Origin of the sequence: Bradyrhizobium barranii subsp. barranii (assembly GCF_017565645.3) — a bacterium.
Classification (GTDB): Bacteria; Pseudomonadota; Alphaproteobacteria; order Rhizobiales; family Xanthobacteraceae; genus Bradyrhizobium; species Bradyrhizobium barranii.
The window spans coordinates 1,453,914-1,480,647 of the sequence record NZ_CP086136.1; the positions used below are offsets into that span (position 1 = coordinate 1,453,914).

At 64.2% G+C, this 26,734-nt stretch carries 28 protein-coding genes; 16 read left to right on the plus strand and 12 right to left on the minus strand.

Going from position 1 to position 26,734, the window contains the following annotated elements:
• Nucleotides 1–25: 25 nt before the first annotated feature.
• The 3 genes from J4G43_RS07120 to J4G43_RS07130 form a co-directional block, all read right to left on the minus strand.
• A complete protein-coding gene (locus J4G43_RS07120) occupies nt 26–703 on the minus strand; it encodes a GntR family transcriptional regulator (RefSeq protein WP_208084355.1) in 678 nt (225 codons plus the stop codon).
• Nucleotides 704–967: 264 nt separating this feature from the next.
• Complete coding sequence (locus J4G43_RS07125; protein WP_208084356.1) at nt 968–2,224, minus strand: M20/M25/M40 family metallo-hydrolase; 1,257 nt, start codon at nt 2,222–2,224, stop codon at nt 968–970.
• A gap of 89 nt (nt 2,225–2,313) precedes the next feature.
• Nucleotides 2,314–3,171 (minus strand): sigma-70 family RNA polymerase sigma factor, encoded by an 858-nt coding sequence (locus J4G43_RS07130; protein WP_208084357.1) that lies wholly within the window; start codon nt 3,169–3,171, stop codon nt 2,314–2,316.
• A gap of 99 nt (nt 3,172–3,270) precedes the next feature.
• Between J4G43_RS07130 and J4G43_RS07135 the strand changes: the two genes are divergently transcribed.
• Entirely contained in the window at nt 3,271–3,726 is a 456-nt protein-coding gene (locus J4G43_RS07135) for a carboxymuconolactone decarboxylase family protein (protein ID WP_208089258.1), read from the plus strand.
• A gap of 169 nt (nt 3,727–3,895) precedes the next feature.
• Here the strand turns inward: J4G43_RS07135 and J4G43_RS07140 are convergent, their stop codons facing one another.
• Both J4G43_RS07140 and J4G43_RS07145 read right to left on the minus strand, forming a co-directional pair.
• Nucleotides 3,896–4,708 carry an alpha/beta fold hydrolase gene (locus J4G43_RS07140; RefSeq protein ID WP_208084358.1) on the minus strand — a complete coding sequence of 271 codons (813 nt, stop codon included), beginning with the start codon at nt 4,706–4,708 and terminating at the stop codon, nt 3,896–3,898.
• 2 nt (nt 4,709–4,710) lie between these two features.
• Nucleotides 4,711–5,529: an alpha/beta fold hydrolase gene (locus tag J4G43_RS07145; RefSeq protein ID WP_208084359.1), complete on the minus strand. Its 819-nt coding sequence runs from the start codon at nt 5,527–5,529 to the stop codon at nt 4,711–4,713.
• A 138-nt stretch (nt 5,530–5,667) separates the two neighbouring features.
• Between J4G43_RS07145 and J4G43_RS07150 the strand changes: the two genes are divergently transcribed.
• The gene (locus tag J4G43_RS07150) at nt 5,668–6,210 is read left to right on the plus strand and encodes a methylated-DNA--[protein]-cysteine S-methyltransferase (protein WP_063985757.1); all 543 of its coding nucleotides are present in this window, start codon (nt 5,668–5,670) and stop codon (nt 6,208–6,210) included.
• A gap of 113 nt (nt 6,211–6,323) precedes the next feature.
• On the opposite strand, the gene J4G43_RS07155 is transcribed toward J4G43_RS07150, so the two are convergent.
• Both J4G43_RS07155 and J4G43_RS07160 read right to left on the minus strand, forming a co-directional pair.
• Entirely contained in the window at nt 6,324–7,868 is a 1,545-nt protein-coding gene (locus tag J4G43_RS07155; protein ID WP_208084360.1) for an acyl-CoA synthetase, read from the minus strand.
• A gap of 177 nt (nt 7,869–8,045) precedes the next feature.
• On the minus strand, nt 8,046–9,218 hold the full coding sequence (locus J4G43_RS07160; protein WP_063985755.1) for an acetyl-CoA C-acetyltransferase: 1,173 nt from the start codon (nt 9,216–9,218) through the stop codon (nt 8,046–8,048).
• A 237-nt stretch (nt 9,219–9,455) separates the two neighbouring features.
• Here J4G43_RS07160 and J4G43_RS07165 point away from each other — a divergent pair, with 237 nt between their 5' ends.
• The 8 genes from J4G43_RS07165 (at nt 9,456) to J4G43_RS07200 (ending at nt 18,664) form a co-directional block, all read left to right on the plus strand.
• Nucleotides 9,456–10,034 (plus strand): TetR family transcriptional regulator, encoded by a 579-nt coding sequence (locus tag J4G43_RS07165; protein WP_231143663.1) that lies wholly within the window; start codon nt 9,456–9,458, stop codon nt 10,032–10,034.
• A 55-nt stretch (nt 10,035–10,089) separates the two neighbouring features.
• Nucleotides 10,090–10,848: an SDR family NAD(P)-dependent oxidoreductase gene (locus tag J4G43_RS07170; protein WP_166082383.1), complete on the plus strand. Its 759-nt coding sequence runs from the start codon at nt 10,090–10,092 to the stop codon at nt 10,846–10,848.
• Nucleotides 10,849–11,083: 235 nt separating this feature from the next.
• Complete coding sequence (locus tag J4G43_RS07175; RefSeq protein WP_208084361.1) at nt 11,084–11,890, plus strand: enoyl-CoA hydratase/isomerase family protein; 807 nt, start codon at nt 11,084–11,086, stop codon at nt 11,888–11,890.
• Nucleotides 11,891–11,934: 44 nt separating this feature from the next.
• Nucleotides 11,935–13,806 carry an AMP-binding protein gene (locus J4G43_RS07180; protein WP_208084362.1) on the plus strand — a complete coding sequence of 624 codons (1,872 nt, stop codon included), beginning with the start codon at nt 11,935–11,937 and terminating at the stop codon, nt 13,804–13,806.
• A gap of 158 nt (nt 13,807–13,964) precedes the next feature.
• Entirely contained in the window at nt 13,965–15,092 is a 1,128-nt protein-coding gene (locus J4G43_RS07185; protein ID WP_208084363.1) for an acyl-CoA dehydrogenase family protein, read from the plus strand.
• Nucleotides 15,093–15,211: 119 nt separating this feature from the next.
• Nucleotides 15,212–16,456, plus strand: coding sequence for an acyl-CoA dehydrogenase (locus tag J4G43_RS07190; protein WP_208084364.1), 1,245 nt, complete (start codon nt 15,212–15,214; stop codon nt 16,454–16,456).
• 125 nt (nt 16,457–16,581) lie between these two features.
• Complete coding sequence (locus J4G43_RS07195) at nt 16,582–17,826, plus strand: acyl-CoA dehydrogenase (protein WP_208084365.1); 1,245 nt, start codon at nt 16,582–16,584, stop codon at nt 17,824–17,826.
• A 136-nt stretch (nt 17,827–17,962) separates the two neighbouring features.
• A complete protein-coding gene (locus tag J4G43_RS07200; RefSeq protein ID WP_208084366.1) occupies nt 17,963–18,664 on the plus strand; it encodes a nitroreductase in 702 nt (233 codons plus the stop codon).
• 97 nt (nt 18,665–18,761) lie between these two features.
• On the opposite strand, the gene J4G43_RS07205 is transcribed toward J4G43_RS07200, so the two are convergent.
• Together J4G43_RS07205 and J4G43_RS07210 are read right to left on the minus strand one after the other, a co-directional pair.
• On the minus strand, nt 18,762–19,310 hold the full coding sequence (locus J4G43_RS07205) for a sigma-70 family RNA polymerase sigma factor (protein ID WP_014491704.1): 549 nt from the start codon (nt 19,308–19,310) through the stop codon (nt 18,762–18,764).
• Complete coding sequence (locus J4G43_RS07210; protein WP_063986724.1) at nt 19,310–19,540, minus strand: NepR family anti-sigma factor; 231 nt, start codon at nt 19,538–19,540, stop codon at nt 19,310–19,312. The genes J4G43_RS07205 and J4G43_RS07210 overlap by 1 nt, the downstream gene beginning before the upstream one ends.
• 221 nt (nt 19,541–19,761) lie before the next feature.
• Between J4G43_RS07210 and J4G43_RS07215 the strand changes: the two genes are divergently transcribed.
• Nucleotides 19,762–20,568 (plus strand): response regulator, encoded by an 807-nt coding sequence (locus tag J4G43_RS07215; protein ID WP_014491706.1) that lies wholly within the window; start codon nt 19,762–19,764, stop codon nt 20,566–20,568.
• A 67-nt stretch (nt 20,569–20,635) separates the two neighbouring features.
• Here J4G43_RS07215 and J4G43_RS07220 read toward each other — a convergent pair whose 3' ends face one another.
• Nucleotides 20,636–21,052 (minus strand): TonB family protein, encoded by a 417-nt coding sequence (locus tag J4G43_RS07220; RefSeq protein ID WP_225004709.1) that lies wholly within the window; start codon nt 21,050–21,052, stop codon nt 20,636–20,638.
• Between the two features lie 46 nt (nt 21,053–21,098).
• A complete protein-coding gene (locus J4G43_RS07225; RefSeq protein ID WP_208084368.1) occupies nt 21,099–21,638 on the minus strand; it encodes an energy transducer TonB family protein in 540 nt (179 codons plus the stop codon).
• Nucleotides 21,639–21,699: 61 nt separating this feature from the next.
• Here J4G43_RS07225 and J4G43_RS07230 point away from each other — a divergent pair, with 61 nt between their 5' ends.
• The 5 genes from J4G43_RS07230 to J4G43_RS07250 all read left to right on the plus strand — a co-directional run bounded on the left by J4G43_RS07230 (nt 21,700) and on the right by J4G43_RS07250 (nt 25,727).
• Nucleotides 21,700–22,314, plus strand: coding sequence for a nuclear transport factor 2 family protein (locus J4G43_RS07230; RefSeq protein WP_208084369.1), 615 nt, complete (start codon nt 21,700–21,702; stop codon nt 22,312–22,314).
• 264 nt (nt 22,315–22,578) lie between these two features.
• Nucleotides 22,579–23,004, plus strand: coding sequence for a hypothetical protein (locus J4G43_RS07235; RefSeq protein WP_071909388.1), 426 nt, complete (start codon nt 22,579–22,581; stop codon nt 23,002–23,004).
• Nucleotides 23,005–23,140: 136 nt separating this feature from the next.
• Nucleotides 23,141–25,018: a molecular chaperone HtpG gene (htpG, locus tag J4G43_RS07240; RefSeq protein ID WP_208084370.1), complete on the plus strand. Its 1,878-nt coding sequence runs from the start codon at nt 23,141–23,143 to the stop codon at nt 25,016–25,018.
• A 127-nt stretch (nt 25,019–25,145) separates the two neighbouring features.
• The gene (locus tag J4G43_RS07245; protein ID WP_063985742.1) at nt 25,146–25,424 is read left to right on the plus strand and encodes a DUF3551 domain-containing protein; all 279 of its coding nucleotides are present in this window, start codon (nt 25,146–25,148) and stop codon (nt 25,422–25,424) included.
• Nucleotides 25,425–25,457: 33 nt separating this feature from the next.
• Complete coding sequence (locus J4G43_RS07250; protein WP_208084371.1) at nt 25,458–25,727, plus strand: DUF3551 domain-containing protein; 270 nt, start codon at nt 25,458–25,460, stop codon at nt 25,725–25,727.
• 44 nt (nt 25,728–25,771) lie between these two features.
• Here J4G43_RS07250 and J4G43_RS07255 read toward each other — a convergent pair whose 3' ends face one another.
• Nucleotides 25,772–26,467 (minus strand): SGNH/GDSL hydrolase family protein, encoded by a 696-nt coding sequence (locus tag J4G43_RS07255; RefSeq protein WP_208084372.1) that lies wholly within the window; start codon nt 26,465–26,467, stop codon nt 25,772–25,774.
• Between the last annotated feature and the right edge of the window lie 267 nt (nt 26,468–26,734).

The following is a 26,734-nucleotide window of genomic DNA, read 5'->3' on the forward strand; positions in this document are numbered from 1 at the left end:
GGCATGACGGCGGGCGCGCAAATGGCTACGCCGCCGCCTCGTTCGTCGCCCTCAATTTTTCCTCGGTCATCCGCCCCGCCGTCTGCGCATGGGCCAGCGCCGCGCGCTCGGCGGCTTTCGCATCGCCTGCGAGAATGTGTCCGGCAATCGTCGCGTGCTCGGCCCATGCGCTGCCGCGATAATCGAGCTCGGAGAGCACCGTCGCCATCGAGCGGCGCATATGCGGCCATTGCGGCGCGATCGTCTCCTCGATCACGGGATTGCCCGCGAGCTGATAGATCGCGCGGTGAAAATCGACGTCGAGCACGATCAGCTCGGCGAGCGAAGTCTTGCGGTCGATGCGGCGTCCGGCGGCGAGGGCTGCGTCCAACCGCGCGCGTCCCGCCGCGTCGCTTGCGGCGCGCTGAGCGGCGAGCCGCGCGGCCAGCGCGTCGATGGCGCCTCGCACCTCGTAGAGCTGGCGGATGCGCGAGGGGTCGAGCTGGGTGACTTCAAAACCGCGACGGCCGCTCTCGGCGACGAGACCCTGCCGGTGCAGCAGATGCAGCGCATGCGACACCGGTTGGCGCGACACGCCGAGCTTGTTGGCGAGTTCGTTCTGCCGGATGCGCTGGCCGGGTTGAAGCGTGCGGTCGGAGATCGCCTCCAGGATCCGCGCATAGACCTGGTCGATCAGGTTCGGGAGCGGGTCGAGAGGGATCACGCCGGCAGCTCCGAGACATAAAAGGGAATACGGAATTCCGTATTCGAAGGTATCGCAGGAGGGGGAGGGCGTCAAGGCGGGCCTCAGGCTGCCGTTTCTGGACTCGCTAAGCCATTGATATCGCTAGGACCGTCTACTGTGCATGGGGTTGTTTCCGCCAAAATGGCCCACACCCTCGTGCCCGGGACGCAGCGCAGCGCTCCTTCAGCGGTGCGCTGCAGAGCCGGGGCCCATCCCGCCGGGATTGAGCCGGGACACGAGAACCTATTTCTTCTTGCCCTGCTCGATCAGCGTCCGGCTCATCAGATAGAGCCGCGGCACGATCGAGTTGGTGTCGATGAATTCGTCCCGGGCGTGATAGCCGAAGCCGGCGAGGCCAAAGCTCTCGACCACGACCGCCTTGCCGCTGCGGTTGGCATAGCCGGCGTCAGTGGCGCCGCCGGTCATCTCGGCGATGTCGAGCTTGCGGTCGATCTCGGCATAGATCGCCTGCCCCTCCTGCGCGAGCGCGCGGCCGCGATCGCTGGCGACGAAGGGCGGGCGGCCCGCCGTGATCGTCACCGTGGTCTCGGTGTCGGGCACGAACTTGTCCTTCACCTTCGCGTCGAGCGCCGCCTGCAATTTGGCGATGCCATCGGGGATGGTGAGGCGGATGTCGGCGCCGGCCTCGGCCTTTTCCGGAATCTGGTTGCGCACCGTGCCGGCCTGCGCCGTGGTCCAGTTGAGCTGCGTGCCCGGGATCGACTTCGCCACGTCCTTCGTCTGCTGCAATTGGTGCGCGAGCTCGATCAGCGCGTTGCGGCCGAGATCAGGCGCGGCGCCGGCATGCGAGGCGCGGCCCTTCACCTCCATCTTCGCCGTCGCAGTGCCGCTCGCGCCCAGCAGCAGCCCGTCATTCTTGGCGATCGGCGCGGCGACCGTGGGTTCGCAGGAGAGCACGACGTCGTGCTGGTCGGCGAGCTCTGCAATGATCTCGCCCGACCCGATCGAGCCGACCTCTTCATCCGGATTGAAGGCCACGGTAAGCTTGGCGTAGTCCTGCCAGCCGGCGTCCTTCAGGATCTTGAGCGCATGCAGGACCACGGCGATGCCGCCCTTGTCGTCGGCGATGCCGGGGCCGTAGATGCGGTTGCCATCGATACGGTACGGCTCGCTTGCGAGGATGCCGCGCTGATAGACCGTGTCCATATGCGCGATCAGCATCAGCTTGCGCGACCCGGTGCCCTGGAAGGTGGCGATCACCATGTCGGCGCCGGTACCCGCGGTGGTCTTGCGCCGCTCGATGGTGGCGCCCAGCGCCTTCAGGCGCGCCTCGGTGAAGTCGGCCATCTTCTTCAGGCCCTCGGCATCGCTGCTGCCGCTCTCGATCATCACCATGTCGTGCAGGGTCTCGATCAGCGGCGCCTTCTCCTGCTCGGCCGCGGCCTTGAGCTTCTCGTCGGCGGCCGCAAGCGCGATGGTGCTGCCGGCGGCGAGGCCGAGCAGGGACAAGACGAGCAGGGGAATGAAGCGGGCTGTCATGGAAATCGTCCTTTCGCGTCTTGAGCGCCGTCACCGCGCGCGATTGCGCGGAAAGCCTAGCATCCGGAAAGACGCGATGCCACGTCCCGCTAGCGCTCCAGCACCTCCACCTCCATCGTTGCGATCTGGTCCGCGTCGGCCACCGCCTCGATCCCCGCGATCCGGTCGCCGTTGAACGTCACGCGCAGCGCGATGCGCAGACGTCCGCCGAAGATGACAGCGACGCCGATCTCGCCATCGACCAGCGCCGTCCGCGCAGCCTGGGCACGGCCCTTGTAGAGCTGCGCGACCGCATCCGCGCCGCGGATCTCCGGCAGCGTGCCGAGCCGCATCGCGGCGTCGTCGGCGCGGAACACGACGTCGGGATCGAGCACGGCCAGCAGGCCCTCGAAATTGCCCTCGCGCGAAGCCCTGAGGAAGGCATCGACGATCGCGCGCTGGTGCGAGATGTCCGCCTCGGGCACCGGCGCACCCTGGACGCGCCGACGTGCGCGGCTCGCAAGCTGCCGTGAGGCGTCGACCGAGCGTCCGACGATCGGCGCGATCTCCTCGAAGGGGACTGCGAACATGTCGTGCAGCACGAAGGCCAGCCGCTCCGCCGGCTGCAATGTCTCGAGCACGACGAGAAGGGCCGCGCCGACGGAATCGGCCATCTCCGCCTCGCGCTCCCGCGTCTCGTCGACCGGCTCGGGCACGTGCGGGCCCATCGGGTCCTCGCGGCGCGATTTGCGCGCGCGCAGCATGTCGAGGCAGATGCGCGCGACCACGGTGGTCAGCCAGCCGCGCAGGTTCGCGACATCGGACGTGTCGTAGCGGCTGACCCGCAGCCAGGCCTCCTGCACGGCGTCGTCGACCTCGGCGCTGGAACCCAGCATCCGGTAGGCGACCGCACGCAAATGGTCCCTGCTGGCCTCGAACTGGCGGCTGAGAAAATTTTCTTCGCTCATCGGTCACATTCCCTCGTGGTCATCCGTCATCCCCATGACGAAGCCAATCCGGCCGATGTGACCGGAACCGTCGAAATTTTCAAACGGAGACGCAAGATGATGCACGCCCGCATGAACCACCCGGTCATGGTCCTGCCGGAGGCCATGAATGTCCTTCAGTCCCTTGGCAATTTGACCAAGCAGGGCCTGCCGGAAAAACTCCTCGAACTGGTGCACCTGCGCGCCAGCCAGATCAATGGCTGCAGCGTCTGCGTCGACATGCATCCCAAGATCGCCCGCAAAGCTGGCGAGACCGACGAGCGCCTGTTTGCCGTGTCGGCCTGGCGCGATGCGCCCTATTTCAGCGACGCCGAGCGCGCCGCGCTGGCGCTGACCGAAGCCGTCACGCGTCTCGCCGATCGCGAAGACCCCGTGCCGGATGCGATCTGGAACGAGGCCGCCAAGCATTTTGACGAGCGCGAGCTCGCAACTCTGATCCTCTCGATCGCGACCATCAACGTCTGGAACCGGCTGAATGCGACGATCAAGATGCCGGTGGGTGTCTGGAAGGTGTGAGTTTCTGTGCCCTCTCCCCTTGCGGGAGAGGGCAGCGCCGCTGGGAGACACGAACTCACTTGGGTGAGGGGTATTTCTCCGCAGACTCATTTGCAGATGTGATCCTTCTCCCACATCCGCCTTCGCCTGAAGGCTTCGGCGGACAAGAGAGGGAAAGGAAAAAAGAAAGCTACTCCGCCAGAAACCTGTTCACGACCTCGCCGAACTCAAGCGGCGCCTGCTCGAACATCCAGTGGCCGGCATTCGGGATCACGGCCGTCCTGCTGCCCGCGATGTGCTCGGCCAGTACGCGCCACATCACCGACAGGCTGCCGGTCGTGGCGCCGCCGCCGATCAGCAGCGTCGGCGTCCTGATCGCCTGCGCATCAGCGAGCGTGTAGGGCCGGCGCTGCTCGTTGATCTGGCCGAGGAAGGTGAGCGTGTTGTCGCGCAGCTGTTGCTTGGCCGCCGCCGGCACGCGCCGCCACGAGCCGTCGCCTTCGATGCCCTCGTAGAAATTCTGCAGTGCGCCGTCGATGTCGCCGGCGCGGATCATCTCGACCGATCTTATCGTCTTCGCAGCGAGCGGCGGGTGCGCGGGCGTGCCTTCGGGCACCGGCAGGCTGGCGTCGAGATCGCCGCCCGGCTCGGCCAGCACCAGCTTGCGCAGCAGGTCAGGCCGCGCTTGCGCGACACGAAACGCGATATGGCCGCCGCGCGAATGGCCCATCAGGTCGACCGGCCCGGGTTTGACCTGCTCGATGAAGGCGATCGTGTCCGCGACGTGCTGCGCCATCTTGTAGTCGTCGCCGACGGCGTCCCAATGCTCGGGGAAGAAGTGCCGCAGGCTGACCGAGATGACGCGATGGGACTTCGACAGCGGGCCGAGCACTGAATACCAGGTGCGGAAATCACCCAACGTGCCATGCACGCAGACCAGCGGCGGGCCGTCGCCGACTTCGAGATAGGCCATGTCGTAACCGTTGACGCGAAAGCTCTGCATGATCAGCTCGCCAGGAAATCCAGAACCAGTTCGGAGTATTTTTGCGGCGCCTGCTCGAACATCGGATGCGTTGCGTTCGGGATGATCGCCGTCTTCGAATAGGGCACGTGCGCAGCCAGCGCATGCAGCACCTTTGGCAGCAGGCCTTTGGTCCGCGCACCCAGGATGAACAGCGTCGGCATCCTGATCGATTCCGCATCCGCCTTCGAGAAGGGCGGTCGGTTGTCGCGGACCTGCCCGATCAGGGTATAGGCGTTGTCGCGCAGATTCTGCTTCACCATCGCCGGCAGCCGCGGCCAGGTGCCGGCTCCCTCCAGCGTGTCCACGAAGACCGCGAGGCCGCCATCGACATCGCCGGCCGCGATTTTCTCGGCCGAGGCGGTGAACCGCGCCAGCAGCGGCGAGGGGCCACCGACGTAATCGGGATCGAGGCTCGCATCGAGCTCGCCGCCGGGTTCGGCCAGGATCAGCCGCCGCAACAGGTCGGGGCGCGCCTGCGCTACGCGGAAGCAGATGTGTCCGCCGCGGGAATGGCCCATCAGATCGACCGGGCCGAGGTCGAGCTTCTCGATGAAGGCGATGACGTCCTGGACATGCTGGGCGATCGAATAGGTGTCGCCGACGCCGTCCCAGCGGTCGGGGAAGAAGTGCCGCAAGCTGACGGCGATCACCCGATGCCGCTGCGTCAGCGGTCCGAGCAAGCAGCCCCAGACGCGGAAGTCATTGAGCGAACCATGCACGCAGACCAGCGGCGGCCGGCTCCTGTCTTCGCCCACGTCGAGATAGGGCATGTCGTATCCGTTGACGTGGAGGCTTTGCATTCGGGGCTCGCGGGAGGGGGCAGGAACTCCTGTGCAAGATTCCCGGAAACCGGGTGGATCGCAACTATTTCCAAGCCTAGATTTGGGCATGGATCACAATGGGGGCATGCGATAAGGACGCAAGCCAGGAACCAAGCCATGACCGATCAGCATTTTGCCCTGTTCGACACCAGGATCGGCCTCTGTGCCATCGCCTGGGGCCCGCGTGGTATCAACGGCACGCAGCTGCCCATGGGCGGGGAGGAGAAGATCCGCACCCGCATCAGCCAGCGCCATGCCGACGCCACCGAGGCCGAACCGACCGCCGAGGTGCGAGAGGCGATCGACCGCATCACAAAACTGCTCGCGGGCGAGCCGGATGATCTCACCGACATTCCGCTCGATCTCGACGGCGTGCCCGACTTCAACCGCGGCGTCTACGAGATCGCCCGTGCTATCCCGCCCGGCAAGACCATCACCTATGGCGATATCGCCAAGCAGCTCGGCGGCGTCCAGCTGTCGCGCGATGTCGGTCAGGCGCTCGGCCGCAACCCGTGCCCGATCGTCGTGCCCTGCCATCGCGTGCTGGCTGCCGGCAACAAGCCCGGCGGCTTCTCGGCCAATGGCGGCGTGGTGACGAAGCTGAAGATGCTGGAGATCGAAGGCGCGCTGGTGAACCACACGCCGAGTTTGTTTGATTGAGAGGGCTAGTGCGGGAAGCGTAGGGTGGATTAGCCGAAGGCGTAAACCACCACTTTTGGTCCGGCGCGAGAAGAGGTGGATTACGCTTCGCTAATCCACCCTACGAATCGCCCTTAGATCTTCGCCGCCGTCTTCGGCCAGTACCGGTCGCGCAAATGCCGCTTCACCAGCTTGCCCGTCGGCGTGCGCGGCAGCTCGGCTTCGAAATCGATCGAGCGCGGGCATTTGATCGCCGAGAGACGCGTCTTGCAGTAGGCGATCAGGTCGGCTTCGAGCGCCTTGCCGGCGCGGCTCATGTCGTGCGGCTGCACCACCGCCTTCACCTCTTCGCCCATCTCCTCGTTCGGCACGCCGAACACGGCGACGTCGGCGATATCAGGGTGAGTGATGAGCACGTCCTCGGTCTCCTGCGGGTAGATGTTCACCCCGCCGGAGATGATCATGTAGGACTTGCGGTCGGTGAGGAACAGAAAACCGTCCTTGTCGAGGTAGCCGACGTCGCCGAGCGTCGACCATCCCTTGGCGTTGTAGGCCTTCTTCGTCTTCTCGGGATCGTTGTGATAGGTGAAAACAGGCGCATCGGCGAAATAGACCGTGCCGATCTCGCCCACCGGCTGCTCCTCGTCGTTCTCGTCCAGGATCTTGATCTTGCCGACCACGGCGCGGCCGACGCTGCCGCGATGCTCCAGCCATTGCTGCGAATTGCAGACGGTGACGCCGTTGCCTTCCGAGCCGGCGTAATACTCGATCAGGATCGGCCCCCACCATTCGATCATCTTTGCCTTGACGTCCACGGGGCAGGGGGCAGCGGCGTGGATCGCGCCCTTGAGCGTAGAGACATTGTACTTGGTGCGGACGTCATCCGGCAGCTTCAGCATGCGCACGAACATGGTCGGCACGAGTTGCGACTGCGTGACCTTGTACTTCTCGACCAGCTTGAGGAAATCCTCGGCGTCAAAGTGTTCCATGATGATGGAGGTGCCGCCGAGCACGATCGCCATCATGTTGAAGCGCAGCGGGGCCGCGTGATAGAGCGGCGCCGGCGAGAGATAGGTGCTCTCCGCATTCATGCCGCACATGTCGGCGCAGAGGACGCGCAGGAAGGCGTTCGGCACGTCGATCTTGTTGCCTTCGAAGGCCCTCTTGATGCCCTTCGGTCGGCCGGTGGTGCCGGACGAATACAGCATGTCGTAGCCGGCGACCTCGTCCGCAATCGGCGTTGTCGGCTGTGCCGACGCTTCCTTGTCGTAGGAGCGGAAGCCGGGCTGGGGTTCGTCGACCATGTAGAAGATCGGCTCGCCTGCGGTCCCCTTGATCAGGGCCCTGATCTGGTCGGCGCATTTCGGCGTGGTGATCACGACCTTGGCGCCGCAATCGCCGATGATGTAGTCGATCTCGTCCTGCTTCAGATAGCGGCTGATGGCGGTGTAATAGAGCCCGCTGCGTTGCGCGGCCCAGCAGATCTCCATGAACGCGAGACGGTTTTCCATCAAGAGCGCGATGTGGTCGCCGGCCTTCAGGCCGAGCGAGCGGAACAGGTTTGCGCCCTGGTTCGAGAGCTCGTCGAGCTCGCGATAGGTGATCGCCTTGCCGGTCCCGGCCATCTGGTAGGCGATCTTGTCGGGCGTGGTTTTGGCGTAGACGGACGGATGGGTCATAAGCGTAGGTCCCAAGGCACACGAGATGTCGTCCCGGCGAAAGCCGGGACCCATAACCACAGGGCGTCGTTTGGCAGAGGATTGTCGTTCGGTACTGCGACCAACCACAATCGATAGATTTCGCGGTATGCGTCCCGGCTTTCGCCGGGACGACACCGTTAGTGTGGCAGCAGCAGCTTACAGCCGCTCCACGATCGTTACATTCGCCATGCCGCCGCCTTCGCACATAGTCTGCAGGCCATAGCGCTTGCCGCGCTGGTGCAGGGCGTGGACCAGTGTGGTCATCAACTTGGTGCCGGAGCCGCCGAGCGGATGACCGAGCGCGATGGCGCCGCCATTGACGTTGAGGCGGGCTGGATCGGCGCCGGTGGTCTTGAGCCAGCCGGTCGGCACCGAGGCGAAGGCCTCGTTGACCTCGAACAGGTCGATGTCGTCGATCGTCATGCCGGCCTTCTCCAGCGCGCGCTTGGTGGCGTGCAGCGGAGCATCGAGCATGATGACGGGATCGCCGCCGGTCATGGTCATGTGATGGATGCGCGCCAGCGGTGTGAGTCCGAGCTGCTTGAGGCCGCGCTCGTTCACCACCATGACACCGGAGGCGCCGTCGCAGATCTGGCTGGCGCTCGCCGCCGTCAGCTTGCCGTTCTCGGCAATCAGCTTGACGCCCTTGATGCCGTCGAGCGTGGCGTCGAAGCGGATGCCTTCGTCGATGTGATGGGTGTCCTTGCTGCCGTCGGCGCGGGTGATCTCGAGCGGCACGATCTCCTTCTTGAAGTGGCCGGCTTGCGTCGCTGCGATCGCGCGCTGATGGCTGTTGTAGGAGTATTCGTCGAGATCATTCTTCGACAGGCCGTACTTCTCGGCCATCATCTCCGCGCCGGTGAACTGGCTGAACACGATGTTCGGATATTTGTGCTCGATGCCCGGGCTCTTGTAATTGCCAAAGCCGTTCTTGGCCGGGAGCTGCGAGGACAGGCCCATCGGCACGCGCGTCATCGATTCCACGCCGGCGGCGATCACCACATCCATCGTGCCGGACATCACGGCCTGCGCTGCGAAGTGCAGCGCCTGCTGCGAGGAGCCGCACTGCCGATCGATCGAGGTGCCCGGAACGCTCTCCGGCAGCTTTGAGGCCATGATCGCGTTGCGCGCGACGTTGTTGGACTGCTCACCGACCTGCATCACGCAACCCATGATCACGTCCTCGACCAGGGCGGGATCGACCTTGGTGCGATCGACCAGCTCGTCCAGCACCTTCGCAGCGAGATCGGCCGGATGCCAGCCGGCGAGGCGGCCCCCCTTGCGCCCGCCCGCGGTACGCGCAGCGGCGACGATGTAAGCCTCGGCCATGTCGGTCTCTCCCTGGATTGTTCTCTATCGAGTTGGATTGTCGGCGCGGATTTAATGGGCGCGATATCGTTTAGTCAATCGATCAATTAACTCTTGTGATGAGGCGCTGCTTCGGCTTATCTGCGGCCGCTTCAAGCGGCGAGAACAGGGAATTCCGTGACTACCAGCGTACCGAACAGGCTCCCGAGCGGAAAGAATTCCACGGCAGAGAAATTGCTCGTGGCCGCGAGCGACCTGATGATCGAACGCTCGTCGATCGAGATCTCGCTGTCCGACATCGCCCAGAAGTCGGGCGCCAATGCCGCGCTGGTCAAATATCATTTCGGCAACAAGGACGGCCTCTTGCTGGCGCTGCTCGCGCGCGATGCCGCGACCGAGATGTCCAATCTGGAATATCTGCTGGCGCAACCGATCACATCGACGGCGAAGCTGAAGCTGCATATCGCCGGCATCATCCGCGCCTATTACCGGTTCCCCTACATGAACCGGCTGATTCATTATCTGCTGCATGAGACCAATGCCGGCTCTGCCGACGAAGTCTCAAAATTCTTCGTCGCGCCGCTGCTGGACTTCCACCGGCGCCTGCTCACTGAGGGCGTCAGCCGCGGCGAGTTCCGCGCCACCGATCCGGTGCTGTTCTACACCAGCCTGATCGGCGCCTGCGATCACCTGTTCTTTGGCCGGCACGCGATGTCTCGCGCGACCGGCGTCGGTCCGGTCACCGATGACGTCTGCCGGCAATACATCAAGCACATGGAAACGCTGATCTGCGGTGGCATCCTCACGCAAGCCGAGGAAGCTGCCGCGGCCGGATAATCCGGCCGAGACGTACAAGTCTAGAGAAGAAACGCCCAAGGAAAGGTAGCCTGTCATGGAATTGAAAGACGTAGCCGTTCTCATCACCGGTGGTGGTTCGGGTCTTGGTGAAGCGACCGCGCGCGCCATGGCCGCCAAGGGCGCCAAGATTGGTGTGATCGATCAGAACAAGGACAATGCAGAGAAGGTCGCTGCCGAAGTGAAGGGCGTCGCGCTTCATGCCGACGTCACCAGCGAGGAGCAGATCAAGGCAGCAATCGCGAAGGCGGAAGCCGCGCACGGCGTCGCGCGCGTGCTGATGAACTGCGCCGGCATCGGCGGCTCTCAGCGCATCGTCGGCCGCGACGGCATCTATCCGCTCGAAAAGTTTGCGCGCATCATCAACGTCAATCTGATCGGCACCTTCAACTGCCTGCGTCTGTTCGCCGAGCGCCTAGTCACGATCGAGCCCGTCGGAGAAGAGCGCGGCGTCATCATCAACACGGCTTCGGTTGCTGCCTACGAAGGCCAGATCGGCCAGATCGCCTATTCGGCCTCGAAGGGCGGCGTTGTCGGCCTGACACTGCCGGCCGCGCGCGACCTCGCCAGCCAGAAGATCCGCGTCAACACCATCGCGCCCGGCCTGTTCTTCACGCCGTTGCTGATGGGTCTGAACGAGGAAGCGCGCAAGAGCCTTGGCGCCCAGGTGCCGCATCCCTCGCGCCTCGGCGATGCCAAGGAATACGGCTCGCTCGCGGTGCACATCGTCGAGAACGCGATGCTCAACGGCGAGACCATCCGTCTCGACGGCGCCATCCGCATGGCTCCGCGGTAGTAGATGCGCTCTTCCTTCTCCCCCTGTGGGAGAAGGTGGCATAGGCGGCCTTTGGCCGCCGTCCTTAAAAGGACGCCGATGCTTCGCATCGGCTATGGCGCCGGATGAGGGGTCTCTATCCGCGGAGACAGACCCCTCACCCAAGCGAGTTCTTGGTCAGCGACGTACATGCCCTCTCCCACAAGGGGAGAGGGCGCAATAACCGCCAATCAAAGAGCGGATGCAGGAGCGCCCCATGTCCCAACCGCTGCTGATCGAGCACAACGATGGCGTCGATACGGTGACGCTCAATCGCCCTGAAAGCCTCAATGCCCTCGATCCCGCGCTGATCGATGCGCTCAACGTCTATTTCCAGGGCCTCCAGCGCAACCGCGACACCCGCGTCGTCGTGCTGCGCGGTGCCGGCAAGAATTTTTGCGCCGGCCTCGACCTCAAGGCCGCGATGGCCCGCCGCGCCGGGCAGCAGGAACTACCCGGCGTCACCGAGTCGCTCGACTCGCAGCGCCGCATCGCCGACATCGTGATGCTGATGCGGCGTTGTCCGCAGCCGATCATCGCTCTGGTGCAGGGCGCGGCGGCCGGTGGCGGGTTTGCGCTGGCGCTGGCCTCCGATATCCGCATCGCGACCAAGTCGGCGCGCATGAACTGTGCCTTCATCAAGCTCGGCCTTGGCGGCTGCGACATCGGCACCAGCTACTTTCTGCCGCGGCTCGTCGGCGTCTCAGTCGCATCCGAGCTGATCCTGACCGGACGCTTCATCGGCGCCGAGCGTGCGCTCGCGGTTGGGCTCGTGTCCGAGGTCGTCGATGAAGATAAGCTCGATGCTGCTGCTGCGCCCTACGTCGATGCGATGATGACGGCCTCGCCCGTGGGGCTGCGCCTGTCAAAAGAATGTCTCAACATGAGCGTCGATGCGGGATCGCTGGAAACCGTTATCGCGATAGAGGACCGCAACCAGGTCCTGTGCAGCCGCTCCGAGGAATTTTCGGAAGGCATCAGGGCCTTCCTTGAGAAGCGAAAGCCTGTCTATATCAAGCGCTGAAACGAGAACGATCCGCAAAGGACGATAATTCCGGGAGACGCAAAATGAGTGGAAGTGCGGCGGCCGTAATGACGAAGCCCGCCTTTCGCAAGGTCGAGTGGCTCGCGCGCGATATCAACGTCGAGCGCCGCGACGACGGCACGGTGGTGCTGAAGTCGCGCATTCCGCTGCAAGCCTACGAGACCCATCTTCCGGCCTCGCTGGCGAAATGGGCGAGGCAAGCGCCCGAGCGCATCTGGCTCGCGCAGCGCGGCGGAGCGAACCGCGAATGGCGCAAGGTCTCCTACGGCGAGGCCAAGCGCACCGTGGATGCGCTGACGCAGGCGCTGCTCAATCTCAAGCTCGAGGGACGCCCGGTCACGATCCTCTCCGGCAATTCGATCGAGCACGCGCTGATGACGCAGGCCGCGATGCAGGCGCGCTCGCCGGCGGCCCCGGTGTCGCCGGCCTACTCCTTGATGAGCCATGATCACGTCAAGCTGAAATATCTGTTCGACCTGATCAAGCCGGCCGTGGTGATGGTGCAGGACGGTCCGACCTTCGAGAAGGCGCTGAACGCGCTCGACCTCACCGGCGTCACCGTCGTTCACGTCGTGCGTCCCTGCGACGGCATCAAGAGCGTCAGCTTTGCCGAGCTCGCGGCAACGTCCGTGACCGCCGATGTCGAAGCATCGATCGCGAAGATCACGCCGCAGACCGTGGGCAAGCTGTTGTTCACCTCCGGCTCGACCGGCATGCCCAAGGCGGTCATCAATACGCAAGAGATGATGTGCGCCAATGCGGCGATGATGATGCAGGTGCGACCGCGCGATCCCGGCGGTCCGATCTCGACCATGCTGGACTGGATGCCATGGAACCACACCATGGGCGGCAATGCGGCGTTTCATCCGGTCCTGGTTGACGGCGGCACCCTCTATATCGATGACGGCCGGCCGATGCCGGGCCAGTTCGAGGAGACGCTGCGCAATCTGCGCGAGATCTCGCCGACCTATTATGCCAACGTGCCGGCGGGCTATGCCGCACTCGCGGCGGCCATGGAGAAGGACGATGCGCTGTGCCGCTCGTTTTTCAAGAACCTGTCGATCATGGCCTATGGCGGCGCGCGGCTGCCTGACGATCTCTATGAGCGCATGCAGGCCCTCGCCGTGAAGACGACCGGCGAGCGCATCGTGTTCTACGCCGGCTGGGGCTCGACCGAGACGGCGCCGACCTCGACCGGCACCTATTGGGACACCGAGCGCGTCGGCCTGATCGGCCTGCCGTTCCCCGGCGTCGAATTGAAGATGGTGCCGTGCGGCTCGAAATTCGAATTGCGCCTGCGCGGCGTCAACGTCACGCCCGGCTACTTTGGTCAGCCCGACCTGACGAAGAAGATGTTCGACGAGGAAGGCTTTTACTGCATCGGCGATGCCGGCATTTTTGTTGACGATGCCGATCCGGTGAAGGGCATCATCTTCGCCGGCCGCGTCGTGGAGGACTTCAAGCTCACCACCGGGACCTTCGTGCATGTCGGTTCGCTGCGCACCGATGCGATTGCGGCGGCGACGCCTGTGGTGCATGACGCGCTAGTTGCCGGGCAGGATCAATGCTCGATCGGTCTGCTGGCGTGGCCCAATCTGCACGCCTGTCGCCAGCTCGTCGGCAATGCCGATTTGAGCTTCGAGGATGCTGTAAAACATCCCGAGGTGATCGCCTGCTTCAGACGTGGCCTCGAAGCACACAACACGGAATGTGGCGGCGCTAGCAGCCGCGCTATCGCGCGCGCGATGCTGATGGTCGAGCCGCCCTCGATCGACGGCAACGAGCTCACCGACAAGGGCTACATCAACCAGCGTGCCGGCCTGGAGCGCCGTGCCGCGCTGGTGAAGCGGCTCTATGCGGACAAGCCGGATCAGGACGTGATCGTGCTGCGATGAATGCGCAACTCTCTCAACTCGTCATTCCGGGATGGCCCGAAGGGCCAGGCCCGGAATCCATAACCCCGGCTGGTGGATATGGATTCCGGGCTCGCGCTCCGCGCGCCCCGGAATGACGGCGCAGATAAATGACAACGAATAAGCAGAGGTAGTCCGCCATGAACTTCGATTTCTCCGACGACCAGAAACAGCTCCGCGACCAGGCGCGCAAATTCCTCACCGAAAAATGCTCGCCCAAGGCGGTGCGCGTCGTGCTCGACGGCAAGGTTCCTTACGACAAGGAGCTGTGGAAGGGGCTCGCCGAGATGGGTTTTCTCGGCGTCGCAATCCCGGAAGAATATGGCGGTGCGGGCGCGGGCCATCTCGAGCTCTGCGTGATCGCGGAAGAGATAGGCCGGGCGAATGCGCCGGTGCCGTTCTCCTCGACGGTGTATCTTGCCGCCGAAGCGCTGCTGATCGCGGGCAGTGATGCCCAGAAGAAGAAGTGGCTGCCGGCGATTGCCTCGGGCGAGGCGATCGGCACGCTGGCGCTGTTCGAGGGCAAGGGCAATCCGTCGCCGAAGAACGTCAAGCTCACCGCTGCGAATGGCGTGCTCAACGGCGTCAAGAGGCCGGTCGCGGATGGTGCGATCGCCGACTTCGCTGTCGTCGCCGCGCGCACCGGATCGAGCGGTCGCGACGGCGACATCTCGCTGTTCCTCGTCGACCTCAAGGCCGGTGGCGTCGAGGTGAAGAGCCTCACCAATCTCGATCCGACCCGCGGACAGGCCGAGATCACGTTTAAGGATTGCAAGGCCGAGCCGCTGGGAGCTGCGGGTGAAGGCTGGAGCATTTTGACCCAGGTGCTCGATCGCGCGGCGGTGCTGTGCGCATTCGAGCAGGTCGGCGGCTCCGACCGCGCGCTCGAAATGGGCCGCGACTACGCCCTCGACCGCATCGCCTTCGGCCGCCAGATCGGCTCGTTCCAGGCGGTCAAGCATATGCTGGCCGACATGTATGTCTCGGCGACGCTGGCGCGCTCCAACAGCTATTACGGCGCCTGGGCGCTCTCGACTAACGCGGCTGAGCTGCCGGAAGCGGCAGCCGCCGCACGCATCAGCGCGACGCAGGCGTTCCAGCACTGCGCCAAGAACAACATCCAGGTTCACGGCGGCATGGGCTTCACCTGGGAGTTCGACTGCCACATGTACTACCGCCGCGCCAACGCCATGGCGCTGGGGCTCGGCAGCCTGTCCTATTGGGAAGACCAGTTGATCGACCGCATGCGGAAGAAGAACGCGGCGTAACGACAGGTGATTTGTAGGATGGGTAGAGCGTAGCGAAACCCATCATGACGCGGGTGGTCTGACAGATGGGTTTCGCTTCGCTCTACCCATCCTACGACGCCGGCGAAGGATGACAGACCATGAATTTCGACGACACCCCGCAGGAAGCCGAATTCCGCGCCACCGCCCGCGCCTGGATCGGCGCGAACGCGCCCAGGCAATACGAGGAGGATCTGCGCAAATCCTCGCTCGGCCGCACCCAGCTCAAGAACGCCAATATTCTCGAGGTCGCCAAGGCCTGGCAGAAGAAGAAGGCCGATGCCGGCTGGGCCTGCCTGCACTGGCCGAAGGAGTATGGCGGGCGCGGCTCGTCGCCGATCGAGCGCGTGATCTGGCAGCAGGAAGAGGGGCCGTTCGGCCAGCTGTCCCGCATGTTCATCATCGGCCACGGCATGTGCGGGCCGACCATGATGGCGTTCGCGCGCGAGGAGCATAAGCGCACCTACCTCCCGCCGCTCGCCTCCGGCGAAAAAGTCTGGTGCCAGCTGTTCTCCGAGCCGGCCGGCGGCTCCGACGTCGCTGGGCTGCGCACGCGCGCGGAAAAGGATGGCGACGACTGGGTGATCAACGGCCAGAAGATCTGGACGTCGGGGGCGCATTATTCCGACTACGGCATCCTGCTCACGCGCACCGATCCGACCGTGCCCAAGCACAAGGGTCTGACCATGTTCTTCCTGGACATGAAGAGCCCGGGCGTCGAGGTGCGGCCGATCAAGCAGGCGAGCGGCGCCTCCGACTTCAACGAGGTCTATTTCACCAATGTCCGCATTCCCGACCATCAGCGCCTCGGCGAGGTCGGTGACGGCTGGAACGTCTCGCTGACCACGCTGATGAACGAGCGCAGCGCGATCGGCGCGGCCGTCTCGACCGGTTTCCCGGAGCTGTTCGAGTATTGCTCCAGCCTGATGCTCGACGATGGCCCGGCGATCGAGGATCGCGCGGTGCGTTCGAAGCTTGCGAACTGGGCGGCGAAGGCGAGCGGGCTGAAGTACACCAGCATGCGCGCGATCTCGGCGCTGTCGAAGGGCGAGCGCCCGGGTCCGGAGAATTCCATCGGCAAGCTGGTGGCGGGCTCGATGATCCAGGACGTCGCGACCTACGCGCTGGACCTGCAGGGCGCGAGCGGCGTGATCAGCGGCGAGGATGCCGAACTCGCCGGCCGTTTCCAGGCGATGCTGTTACGCGCGCCCGGCACGCGCGTCGAAGGCGGCACCGACGAGATCATGCGCAACATCATCGCCGAGCGGGTGCTAGGCCTGCCCGGCGATATCCGGGTCGACAAGGACGTGCCGTTCAACAAGATCCCGACGAAGGGAAGAGGTTAGAATCGTAGGGTGGGCAAAGGCGCGTCGCGCCGTGCTCACCAATTCTTTGTCGAGAACGAGGGAAGGTGGTGGGCACGCTTCGCTTTGCCCACCCTACGCACCGAGCAAGAATTGAGAGGTTCGCCATGAATTTCGACGACACCCCGCAGGAAGCCGCTTTCCGCGAGACTGCGCGCAAATGGGTCGAGGCCAATGCGCCTAGGGAGTTGCATGCCGAGCTGTCAAAATCCTCGCTCGGCCGCATCCGGCTGGCCAATCATGACATCGTCGATGTCGGCAAGGCCTGGCAGAAGAAGAAGTTCGAGGGCAATTGGGCCTGCCTGCATTGGCCGAAGGAATATGGCGGCCGTGACGCCACGCCGATCGAGAAGGTGATCTGGCAGCAGGAAGAAGGCGTCTACGGCAAGCTGACGCAGCCGTTCCAGATCGGCGAGGGCATGTGCGGCCCGACCGTGATGGCTTTTGGCAGCGAGGACGCCAAGCGCCGCCATCTGCCGAAGCTCGCCTCCGGCGAGGAGATCTGGTGCCAGCTGTTCTCCGAGCCGTCCGCCGGCTCCGACGTCGCGGGCCTGCGCACGCGCGCGGAGAAGAAGGGCGACAATTGGGTCGTCAATGGCCAGAAGATCTGGACCTCGGGCGCGCATTATTCCGACTTCGGTCTTTTGATCGCGCGGACCGATCCGAATGTGCCCAAGCACAAGGGTCTCACCATGTTCTTCCTGGACATGAAGAGCCCGGGCGTCGAAGTGCGGCCGATCAAGCAGGCCAACGGCATGCAGGAGTTCAACGAGGTCTATTTCACCGATGTGGTGATCCCCGACAGCCAGCGCCTCGGCGCCGTCGGCGAGGGCTGGAGCGTGTCGCTGACGACGCTGATGAACGAGCGGATGTCGATCGGCTCGCGGCTTGCGACCGGCGTCCCTGAAATGTTCGAGTTCTGCTCCAATCTGATGCTGGAGGACGGGCTCGCCATCGACGATCCCGCCGTGCGCTCGAAACTCGCGAGCTGGGCGGTGAAGTCGAGCGGGCTGAAATACACCAGCTACCGCGCGATCTCGGCGCTCTCGAAGGGCGATCGCCCGGGGCCGGAGAATTCGATCGGCAAGCTCGTCTCGGGCATGATGCTCCAGGACATCGCGACCTACGCCATGGATCTTCAGGGCGCGGCTGGTGTTCTCACCGGCGCCGACGAGGAGACGGTGCAGGGCCAGTTCCAGCAGATGCTGCTGTCCTCACCCTCGATGCGCATCGCCGGCGGCACCGACGAGATCTTGCGCAACATCATTGCCGAGCGCGTGCTGGGATTGCCGGGCGACATTCGCGTCGACAAGGACGTGCCGTATAACAAGATCCCGACCAAGGGTCGGTGATCCAGCCTCTCGCTGTATCGCGTAGGGTGGGCAAAGCGAAGCGTGCCCACCATATGCAGATGCGCCGGGGCAAGTCTGTCGGTGGGCACGGCGCTATCGCGCCTTTGCCCACCCTACGAGGAGCGCGAGCTAATTCATGGATGCAAAAGTGAGCCAGACCCAAGACCGCATCGGCGTGCTCGAAGAGCTCCTCAACGAGCGCTACTCCGTCCGCGCCTTCTTGGCCAAGGAGGTCGACCGCGCGACCATCGAGCATGTGCTCGCCACCGCGCAGCGCACCGCGTCCTGGTGCAACAGCCAGCCCTGGCAGGTCATCATCGCCAGTGGCGCGGCCAAGGAGCGCTTCCGCCAGGCGATCTACCAGGAAGCATCAGGCGGATTGGGTGACGATTACGACTTCACGCCACCTCGCGAATATGTCGGTGTCTATCTCGAGCGCCGCCGCGAGAGCGGTTTTCAGCTCTACAACACGCTCGGCATCGCGCGCGGCGACAGAGGCGCCTACGCAAAACAGGCGCTGGAGAACTACAATTTCTTCGGCGCGCCGCATGTTGCGATCATTCACACCAACGAGCCGCTCGGCATCTACGGTGCGATCGATTGCGGCGCCTATGTCTCGAATTTCATGCTGGCCGCGCAGGCGCTCGGGCTCGGCACCATTCCGCAGGCGGCGCTCGCGCGCCATTCCGGGCTGATCCGCCGCCACTTCAATCTGCCCGACGACCGCCGCGTCGTCTGCGGCATCTCGTTCGGCTATGCCGACGACGCCGACAAGGTCAACAGCTACCGCACCTCGCGCGCGAGCGTCGCCGACACCGCCACGTTTGCGGACGAATGATCCCGTCTCGCGCGCGCCATCCGGCTTTCACGCACGCGCAAAGGCGGCCGCAGAAACGGCCGCCTTCACATTCGTCGCGGTCCGGTTGACGCGGCCGTTATCCGCCGCTGCCGCCGATCACGGCGCGCACGGTCTCGTCGGGCCCGAAGTCCTCGGCGCCATCGACATAAAGCAGCGCAGCGAGCTTCGAGCGCGCGCGATTGACGCGGCTTTTGATCGTACCGACTGCACAGCCGCAGATCGAGGCTGCGTCCTCATAGGAGAAGCCGGAGGCGCCGACCAGGATCAAGGCCTCGCGCTGGTCCTGCGGAAGCTTCTCGAGCGCGCCGCGGAACTCCTCGAACTCGAGATGCGCGTTCTGCGACGGCTGCGTCTTCAGCGTCTTGGCATAGTTGCCCTCGGCATCCTCCACCTCCCGCCGCCGCTTGCGATAGTCGGACCGGAACAGGTTGCGCAGGATCGTGAACAGCCATGCCGGCAGGTTTGAGCCGGGCTGGAACGAGTCGATGTTGGCGAGCGCACGCAGAAGCGTTTCCTGCACCAGATCGTCGGCGCGGTCGGCATTGCCGCTCAGCGAGATCGCGAACGCGCGCAGACTTGGCACGGCCGCGAGGATGTCGTCACGAAGGGAGTCCGTGAGAGGCATTAATCCCTCCCATTGTTGTCGTTGGAGCCCCTGTCAGGTTCCACTTGGGGTGCGCCTCCCGGCGCATCAAGCTTCTTGATCAGTTCCGCGAACCGGTCCGGAACCCCCTGCCGCACCACGTCGTCGTACATGGCGCGCAGCTGGTGGCCGATCCGGGACTGAATCTCCGGAGTGAGGCCTCCCTTGCCGGGGGTCGTGCTTTTGCTGGCTTGAGACTTGAGATCTTTCATGACCTGTTCCACGTTTCCCCGAGTTAAGTAACTGTAAAATCGAGAAGTTCTCTCAACCGGGAGCCGTTCCCTGAATAGGCACAATTCCAGGTTCGACAAAAAGTTCCCAGATAAGCGGAACTTTTCTTGGCGTGAGGCGTAGACAGCCCAGCAGGGGAACCCGGGCCTCCCCGCTTGTTGCGTGGTTCGTCAAGGTCGGCCCGAAGAAGAATGGAGTGGGGATGTCCCGTTCGCAGCTTGTTGCTGAACACTTGCCGTTGTTGCGCCGGTACGCGCGCGCCCTGACGGGCAGCCAGGCCTCCGGTGACGCCTATGTCGCAGCCATGTTGGAAGCGATGCTCGGAGATCCGTCCGTGCTCGACGAGAGCCACGGTCCGCGCGCCGGCCTGTTCCGGCTGTTCACCCAGATATGGAATTCGGTCTCCGTCAACGACGATGCCGAGGTGACGACCTTGCCGATGCCGCCGGAGCGGCGGCTGTCGAACATCACGCCGCTGCCGCGGCAGGCATTCCTGCTGCTCTCGCTCGAAGGATTCTCGGAAGAGGAAGTCGGCTACATCCTCGGCACCGACGTCGCCGAGACGCGGCGGCTTGCCGATGCCGCAGGACGCGAGATGGCGGCCGAGATTGCGACCGACGTGCTGATCATCGAGGACGAGACCTTCATCGCCATGGACCTCGAGAGCTTGGTGAAGAATCTCGGTCACAATGTCGTCGGCGTCGCGCGCACCCATGCCGATGCGGTGGCGCTGGCCAAGAACAAGCGGCCGGGCCTGATCCTCGCCGACATCCAGCTTGCCGACGGCTCGTCGGGCCTGGACGCCGTCAACGAGCTGCTCCGCACCTTCGAAGTGCCGGTGGTATTCATCACCGCCTATCCGGAGCGCTTCCTGACCGGCGAGCGCCCTGAGCCCGCGTTCCTGATCTCAAAGCCGTTCCAGCCCGCGATGGTGTCGGCGGTGGCGAGCCAGGCGCTGTTCTTCCAGCGCAACTCGCGCAATCGCGCGCCGAAGGCGCCCGCGGCGTAAGCCAGCTTGAGGGAGAATTCGACACGGCGCGTCGAAAGACGCGCCGTTTTTGTTACCGATACCCTGTTCAACAGCCCCGGCAGACGCTGTTGACCTTGGCCTTTACCTTGGCTTCGTCCGCCCATGCTCCGCCCATCGGCGGCGCCCCGTCATACCTGATGAGGACGGTCATTCTCTGCAGGTCGTCCTTCGCCGCAGCGGGCGGTTTTGGGAACGGCACGGACCGCTCAACCATGGCGAGCGTCGCGGCATCCAGCGGCGCGAAGCCCGTGCTTTCCACCAAAGTATTCGAGATCAATTTACCTGACCGATCGATCACGAACGTGACACCGGCATCGGCTCTCTGACCGATTGCCTCCGGAGGAAACACCCTGTTGCGCCAGACATGCTCGGTGACCGTCTTGCGCCAGGCGGCAATGGTATCGGATTCCGCTACGGCAGGCACTGACGCGCCCAGCGCCAATCCGAAGAGGCCGGCGATCAAGAGATGTTTGATCTGCATCTTTTACCGCGCGCGTGCCCGGGATGTCTCAGCAGCCGCGGCAGATGCTGCGCAGCGTGGAATTCAATCGGGCGTCGTCCTTGTCCGACCTCGGCGCTTTTGCATTCTCTTTGGCCTGGTCCTCGATCCAGGACTGAAGCCTTTTTTCGTTCTCGGGCGATGGCTGCGGGTAGCCCCTGAAGACAATAGGCACGATGAATCCAAGCATGTCTTCCTTCACCTCGGGAGGAGGCTCGGGGAATGGCGCGGCACGCTCGACGATCGCCAAGGCTGCGGCATCGAGCGGCGGGGAGCCGGTGCTCTCAATCAGCACTCGAGAGATCAATTTGCCGGACCGGTCGATGGCAACCCTAACCTTGGCCTCGCCCGTTTGACCTGTCGCCTCGGGCGGAAACACTTTGTTGCTCTCTATGTGCGCTGCCAGTCTTTGTATCCAAGCCTTGGCGGCGGGTTTGTCCGCATACGAGGAGGTTGGCACAAGGATTGTTGCTCGTATCACGCTTGCGCGGCTGTGGGCAATCGAAGGGCCGCGAAGCTTCGCGTGCTTGACGGCAACCAAATTGCCCATTTGATACGTCGGGCCGATGACACCCCCATCGCAGCTTCAAGCCGTCAGGAGATTTCGCATCATGGACCAGCAACTCCTCGACCGCCTCGCCATCCGCGACCTCGTCGAGAACTGGGCGGTGTGGCGCGACGCCGGCGACTGGGAGCGTTTCGCCACGGTCTGGCATGACGAGGGCTGGATGTCCGCCACCTGGTTTCAGGGGCCGGCGCGGGATTTCATGCGGGTCAGTCAGGAGGGGTTTGCCAAGGGCGTGCGCATCCTGCATTTCCTCGGCGGCACCAGCATTGATCTCGCAGGCGCGCGCGCCATTGCGCAAACCAAGATGACGATCTCGCAGCGTGCCCTGGTGCATGACGTGCTCTGCGACGTCGTCTGCACCGGACGCTTCTACGATTTCCTGGAGAAGCGGCATGACCAATCAGGTATTAGCCAATGGGGCATCGTCCGCCGCCAGCCGATCTACGAGAAGGACCGGATCGATCCGGTCGATCCCGCCGCAACACTTCGCCTCGACCAACAGGCGCTCGCCGCACTGCCCGAAGGCTACCGTCACCTCGCCTACATGCAGGAGCTGATCGGCTACAAGGTCAAGCGCGACATGCCGGGCCTGATCGGCACTGAAGTCGAGAAGCTCTATGGCGAGGGGCGGGACTGGCTCGCGGGGAAGCCGAAGTGAGGCTCAGACAAAAGTAAGGCGCGACTGGCATCACCACAGTCGCGCCCTACGTCGCCGGCTTATGGGGCAGGGGGGAATAGCCGGCTGTTGAGACGACTCTCGGGCCTGAGAGTCGTTCCAGGCGGGTGAAAATTTTTTTGTGCGGCCTTTTTATGCGGCCTGCGGTGAATTTCGCACACGGTTAAGTGATCTTAACAGCTGAGAACTGCCGGTCCTCCCATCGCGTTGTTCCCGCGATCGCCATGGGGCGAGGGATCGACAGCCATGTTGCAGATGCAAAAGGTATTTTTGGGTGTTGTCGCGATTGCCGCGACGCTTGGTGCCGTCCAGGTCGGTGCCGTCCAGCTGGCCTCTGGCCATGATCTGGCCGACCGCTGGCAGGCGGTCGCCGACAGGCCCACGCAAGATGCGGGTCACAACGTCAACCGTTCCGGCAAGGCCGACCGGTTCGCCGACGTCAAGCAGGCCCCGGTTCCCACCCGCACCGTGTCGATGCGGCTGAACGATCTGGCCGAGACGTCGGTGCTGCTGCGGGTCCGCGCGGTCATCGAGACCGGCAACGCCAAGCCGCCGGTGCTGCTCCAGAACCGGAAGCAGGGTCCCAAGAGGCCGACGATTGCCTGCGAGCCGATGGTCAGCTCCCTGACCGAGGTCGCAAAGCTGCTCCAGCCCGGCCGCTGTGTGACCTGATTCGTCTTCGCCGCCCTTGGCCGCCACGGACAAATCGCCTTCCCGCCGGGAGGGCGATAGTTCACGTCCACTTGATCCCCTATCCCCTCGCGTTATATCCCGGGTTTCTTTCCCCTTTGATTGACCGGGTAAACGCATGACGACGTCAGATACGGCCACGCATACGCAGCCTTTCCAGGCCGAGGTTTCCGAGCTTTTGCACCTCATGGTGCACTCCGTCTATTCCGAGACCGACATCTTCCTGCGCGAGCTCGTCTCCAACGCATCGGACGCCTGCGACAAACTGCGCTATGAAGCCATCGCCAGCCCGGCGCTGCTGGGCGAGGGCGACGCGCTCAAGATCCGGATCATCCCCAACAAGACGGCCGGAACGCTCACGATCGCCGACAACGGCATCGGCATGGAGCGCCAGGAGCTGATCGACCATCTCGGCACCATTGCCCGCTCCGGCACCAAGGCGTTCGTCTCGAAGCTGAAGGAGGCCAAGGACGGCCTCGGCCTGATCGGCCAGTTCGGGGTCGGCTTCTATTCCGCCTTCATGGTCGCCGAGAAGATCGTCGTCGTCAGCCGGCGTGCCGGCGAGAGCGACATGTGGAGCTGGACGTCCTCCGGCGGCTCCGGCTTCGAGATCGCGCGCGCAAGCGATGAGGACGCGGCGCGCGTGGCGCGCGGCACCGAGATCGTCCTGCACCTGAAGGACGACGCGAAGAAGTATCTCGAGACCTACGAGATCGAGCGCATCGTCAGTGCCTATTCCGACAACATCCTGTTCCCCATCGAGCTGGTGCCGGAAGAGGGTGAGCCGCGCCAGATCAACTCGGCGAGCGCGCTGTGGCAGCGCTCCAAGTCCGAGCTGACGGCCGAGGATTACAAGAAGGCCTATCAGCAGATCGCCTCCGCCTTCGACGATCCCGCGATGACGCTGCAATACCGCGCGGAAGGCCGCTATTCCTACGCCGTGCTGCTGTTCGCGCCGTCGACGAAGCCGTTCGACCTGTTCGAGCCGAACCGCAAGGGCCGGGTGAAGCTTTACGTCCGCCGCGTCTTCATCACCGACGATGCCGATCTGCTGCCCGGCTATCTCCGCTTCATCCGCGGCGTGGTCGACAGCGAAGATCTCCCGCTCAACATCTCGCGCGAGATGCTCCAGAACAATCCGCAACTCGCGCAGATCCGGAAAGCCGTGGCGACCCGAGTCGTGTCCGAGCTGGAAAGCCTTGCCGATAAGGACCCGGAGAATTTTGCCAGGATCTGGGACGCCTTCGGTGCAGTGCTGAAAGAAGGCATCTACGAGGATTTCGAGCGGCGCGAAAAGCTGCTGTCCCTGTCGCGCTTCACCACCACCTCGGGCGAGAAGCGTTCGCTGAAGGACGTCATCGCCGGTTTCAAGCCGAACCAGACCGAGATCTATTATCTCGTCGGCGACAGCATCGAGCGGCTGAAGTCCAATCCGCGGCTGGAAGCCGCGACCGCGCGCGGCATCGAGGTGCTGCTGCTGTCGGATCCGGTCGATGCCTTCTGGACCTCGATGCCATCGGAGTTTGACGGCAAGCCGCTGAAATCGCTGAGCCAGGGCGATCTCAATCTCGACCTGATCCCGCGCACCGACGAGGCCGACGAGGCGAAGAAGGAGGAGCCGCAAGCCGACGAGGCCGCCACCATCGCGGTGATCAAGGCCGCGCTCGGCGAGCGCGTCAGCGACGTCAAGGTCTCGACGCGCCTCACCAGCTCCGCCTCCTGTCTCGTCGCCGACAGCCAGGGCCCGAGCCGCGAGCTCGAGCGCATTCTGTCGCAGCAGAACCGCGGTATGCGCACCAAGCCGATCCTCGAGATCAATCTGCGCCATCCGCTGGTAGCGGCGATCACCAGGGCGCAGGCCGGCTCCAGGGCGGTCGACGATCTCAGCCTGCTCCTGCTCGAACAGGCGCAGATCCTGGACGGCGAATTGCCCGAAGACCCTGCCGCGTTTGCGGCAAGGCTCAACCGGCTGGTCCTGCAGGGGCTGGGCGGGTAGCGCGCGCAGCGCACCCTGCTCACCTTGCCGTCATCCGCCGGAGGAACAGTCGCCTCCGGCGTGGTGTTATGCCATAGGAGGACGTCGGCATCAGATCCGACGCCGCCATCGATTCGAGGATGTCTCCATGCGCCTGCCTGTCCTGACCCTCACCGCGATTGCCACGCTGTTCGTGGCGGCAGATGCCGACGCCCAGACCTATGATCCGCGCTATCCGGTGTGCATGCACGTCTATACTTCGGGCGGCCGGGGCGGTGGCGGCGACTATTACGACTGCTCCTTCACCTCGATCCCGCAGTGCCGGGCCACGGCGTCGGGCCGCGCGGCGAGCTGCGATGTCAATCCCTATTACGCCTACAACGAACCGCCGCCGCCCCCGCGCAAGCGTCACAAGAAGGTGCAGTAGTTGTTCGCGATGCGGCACGCAGCAACATCCCTCATGCGTTTCTCATCCGGCCTGATCATCACCGTTGGCGCGCTGACCGCAGCTGCGCCGTCGCATGCGCAGACCTTTGATCCCAGCTATCCCGTCTGCATGCACGTCTATTCCGGAGCGAACGGCGGCGGCGGGGAGTGGTACGATTGCTCCTTCATCTCGCTGCCGCAGTGCCGCGCTACGGCGTCGGGCCGCGCCGCGACCTGCGATCTCAATCCGTATTATCCGGTCAACGTTGCGCCGCCGCGCCCACGCTACAGGCGAGGCGGCTAGCGCCGATCGCTCGTTCGGCGCCCGATCCAACGGAGCATGCAGAACTAGGTGTCGTGAGGCGTCGCCGCGAAGATCGCGTCGGTCAATTGCCAGGTCATCTTGTCCGTGGTCCAGTCGCTGGCGTGCAGCCTGGTGTCGTCGCCCGGGTCGACCAGACGGTCGAACGAGATCCTTGCGACCTCGTGCCAGGCCTTCATCAGCGCGAAGCGGCGGAAGACGTTGACCTGTTTGTCGTACGCGATCTGGCTGATCGCCTCGACCATGGCGTCTGCTTTCTGGCACTTGGCCGGTGTCAGCACCGCAGGCACATATTGAAGGTCCATCAGGATCACGTCGATCCGCTTCGCGCCGAGCAGCTGGTCGACACCTTCGCGGATGGCCTTCGTGGTGTCCGTAAACGAGGGACCGTCGGCTTGCCACACCGAATTGGTGCCGACCTGCCAGATGACGAGATCGGGATTGAGATCGAAGACGTCGTGCTCGAACCGCTTCAGCTCCAAAGGAGCGTCTTCGCCGCCGACGCCCCGGTTGATCACCTCGATTCCGACATTTGGATATTTGATCCGAAGATCCGCCAGCAGCCGCTGCGGATAGGGCGCGATGCCTCCTTCGCCCGCCGTGGTCGACGAGCCGATCGCAACCACCCTGGCCTGCCCACCCTTCACGCGGTCGGCGAAATTCGTCAGGCGCTGCTCGAACGGCGCGGCCTGGACCGGAAACTCTGACGGATCGAGAGCCACGGACGCCTCCCTTTCGTAGCCATGACAACGCAGGGTAGAAAAGCATAGCCCGTTTACCAGGGGGCGCCTAGCGTCGGCGAGGCCGGATCGCTGCTCCTTCCTGATCCCCGACAACTCGACCAGCTTGCGCCGGCGGTCGGTCGCCGCCGTCTGCATGCCGCCGAACTCGCCCGCGTCGGATGGCCAGAGTTAATCACCTACTAACCTGGCTTTACCTTGTCTCTTAACACCTGGGCAGGGCGCGCGAGCTAAGCTTGGGGAAACAGC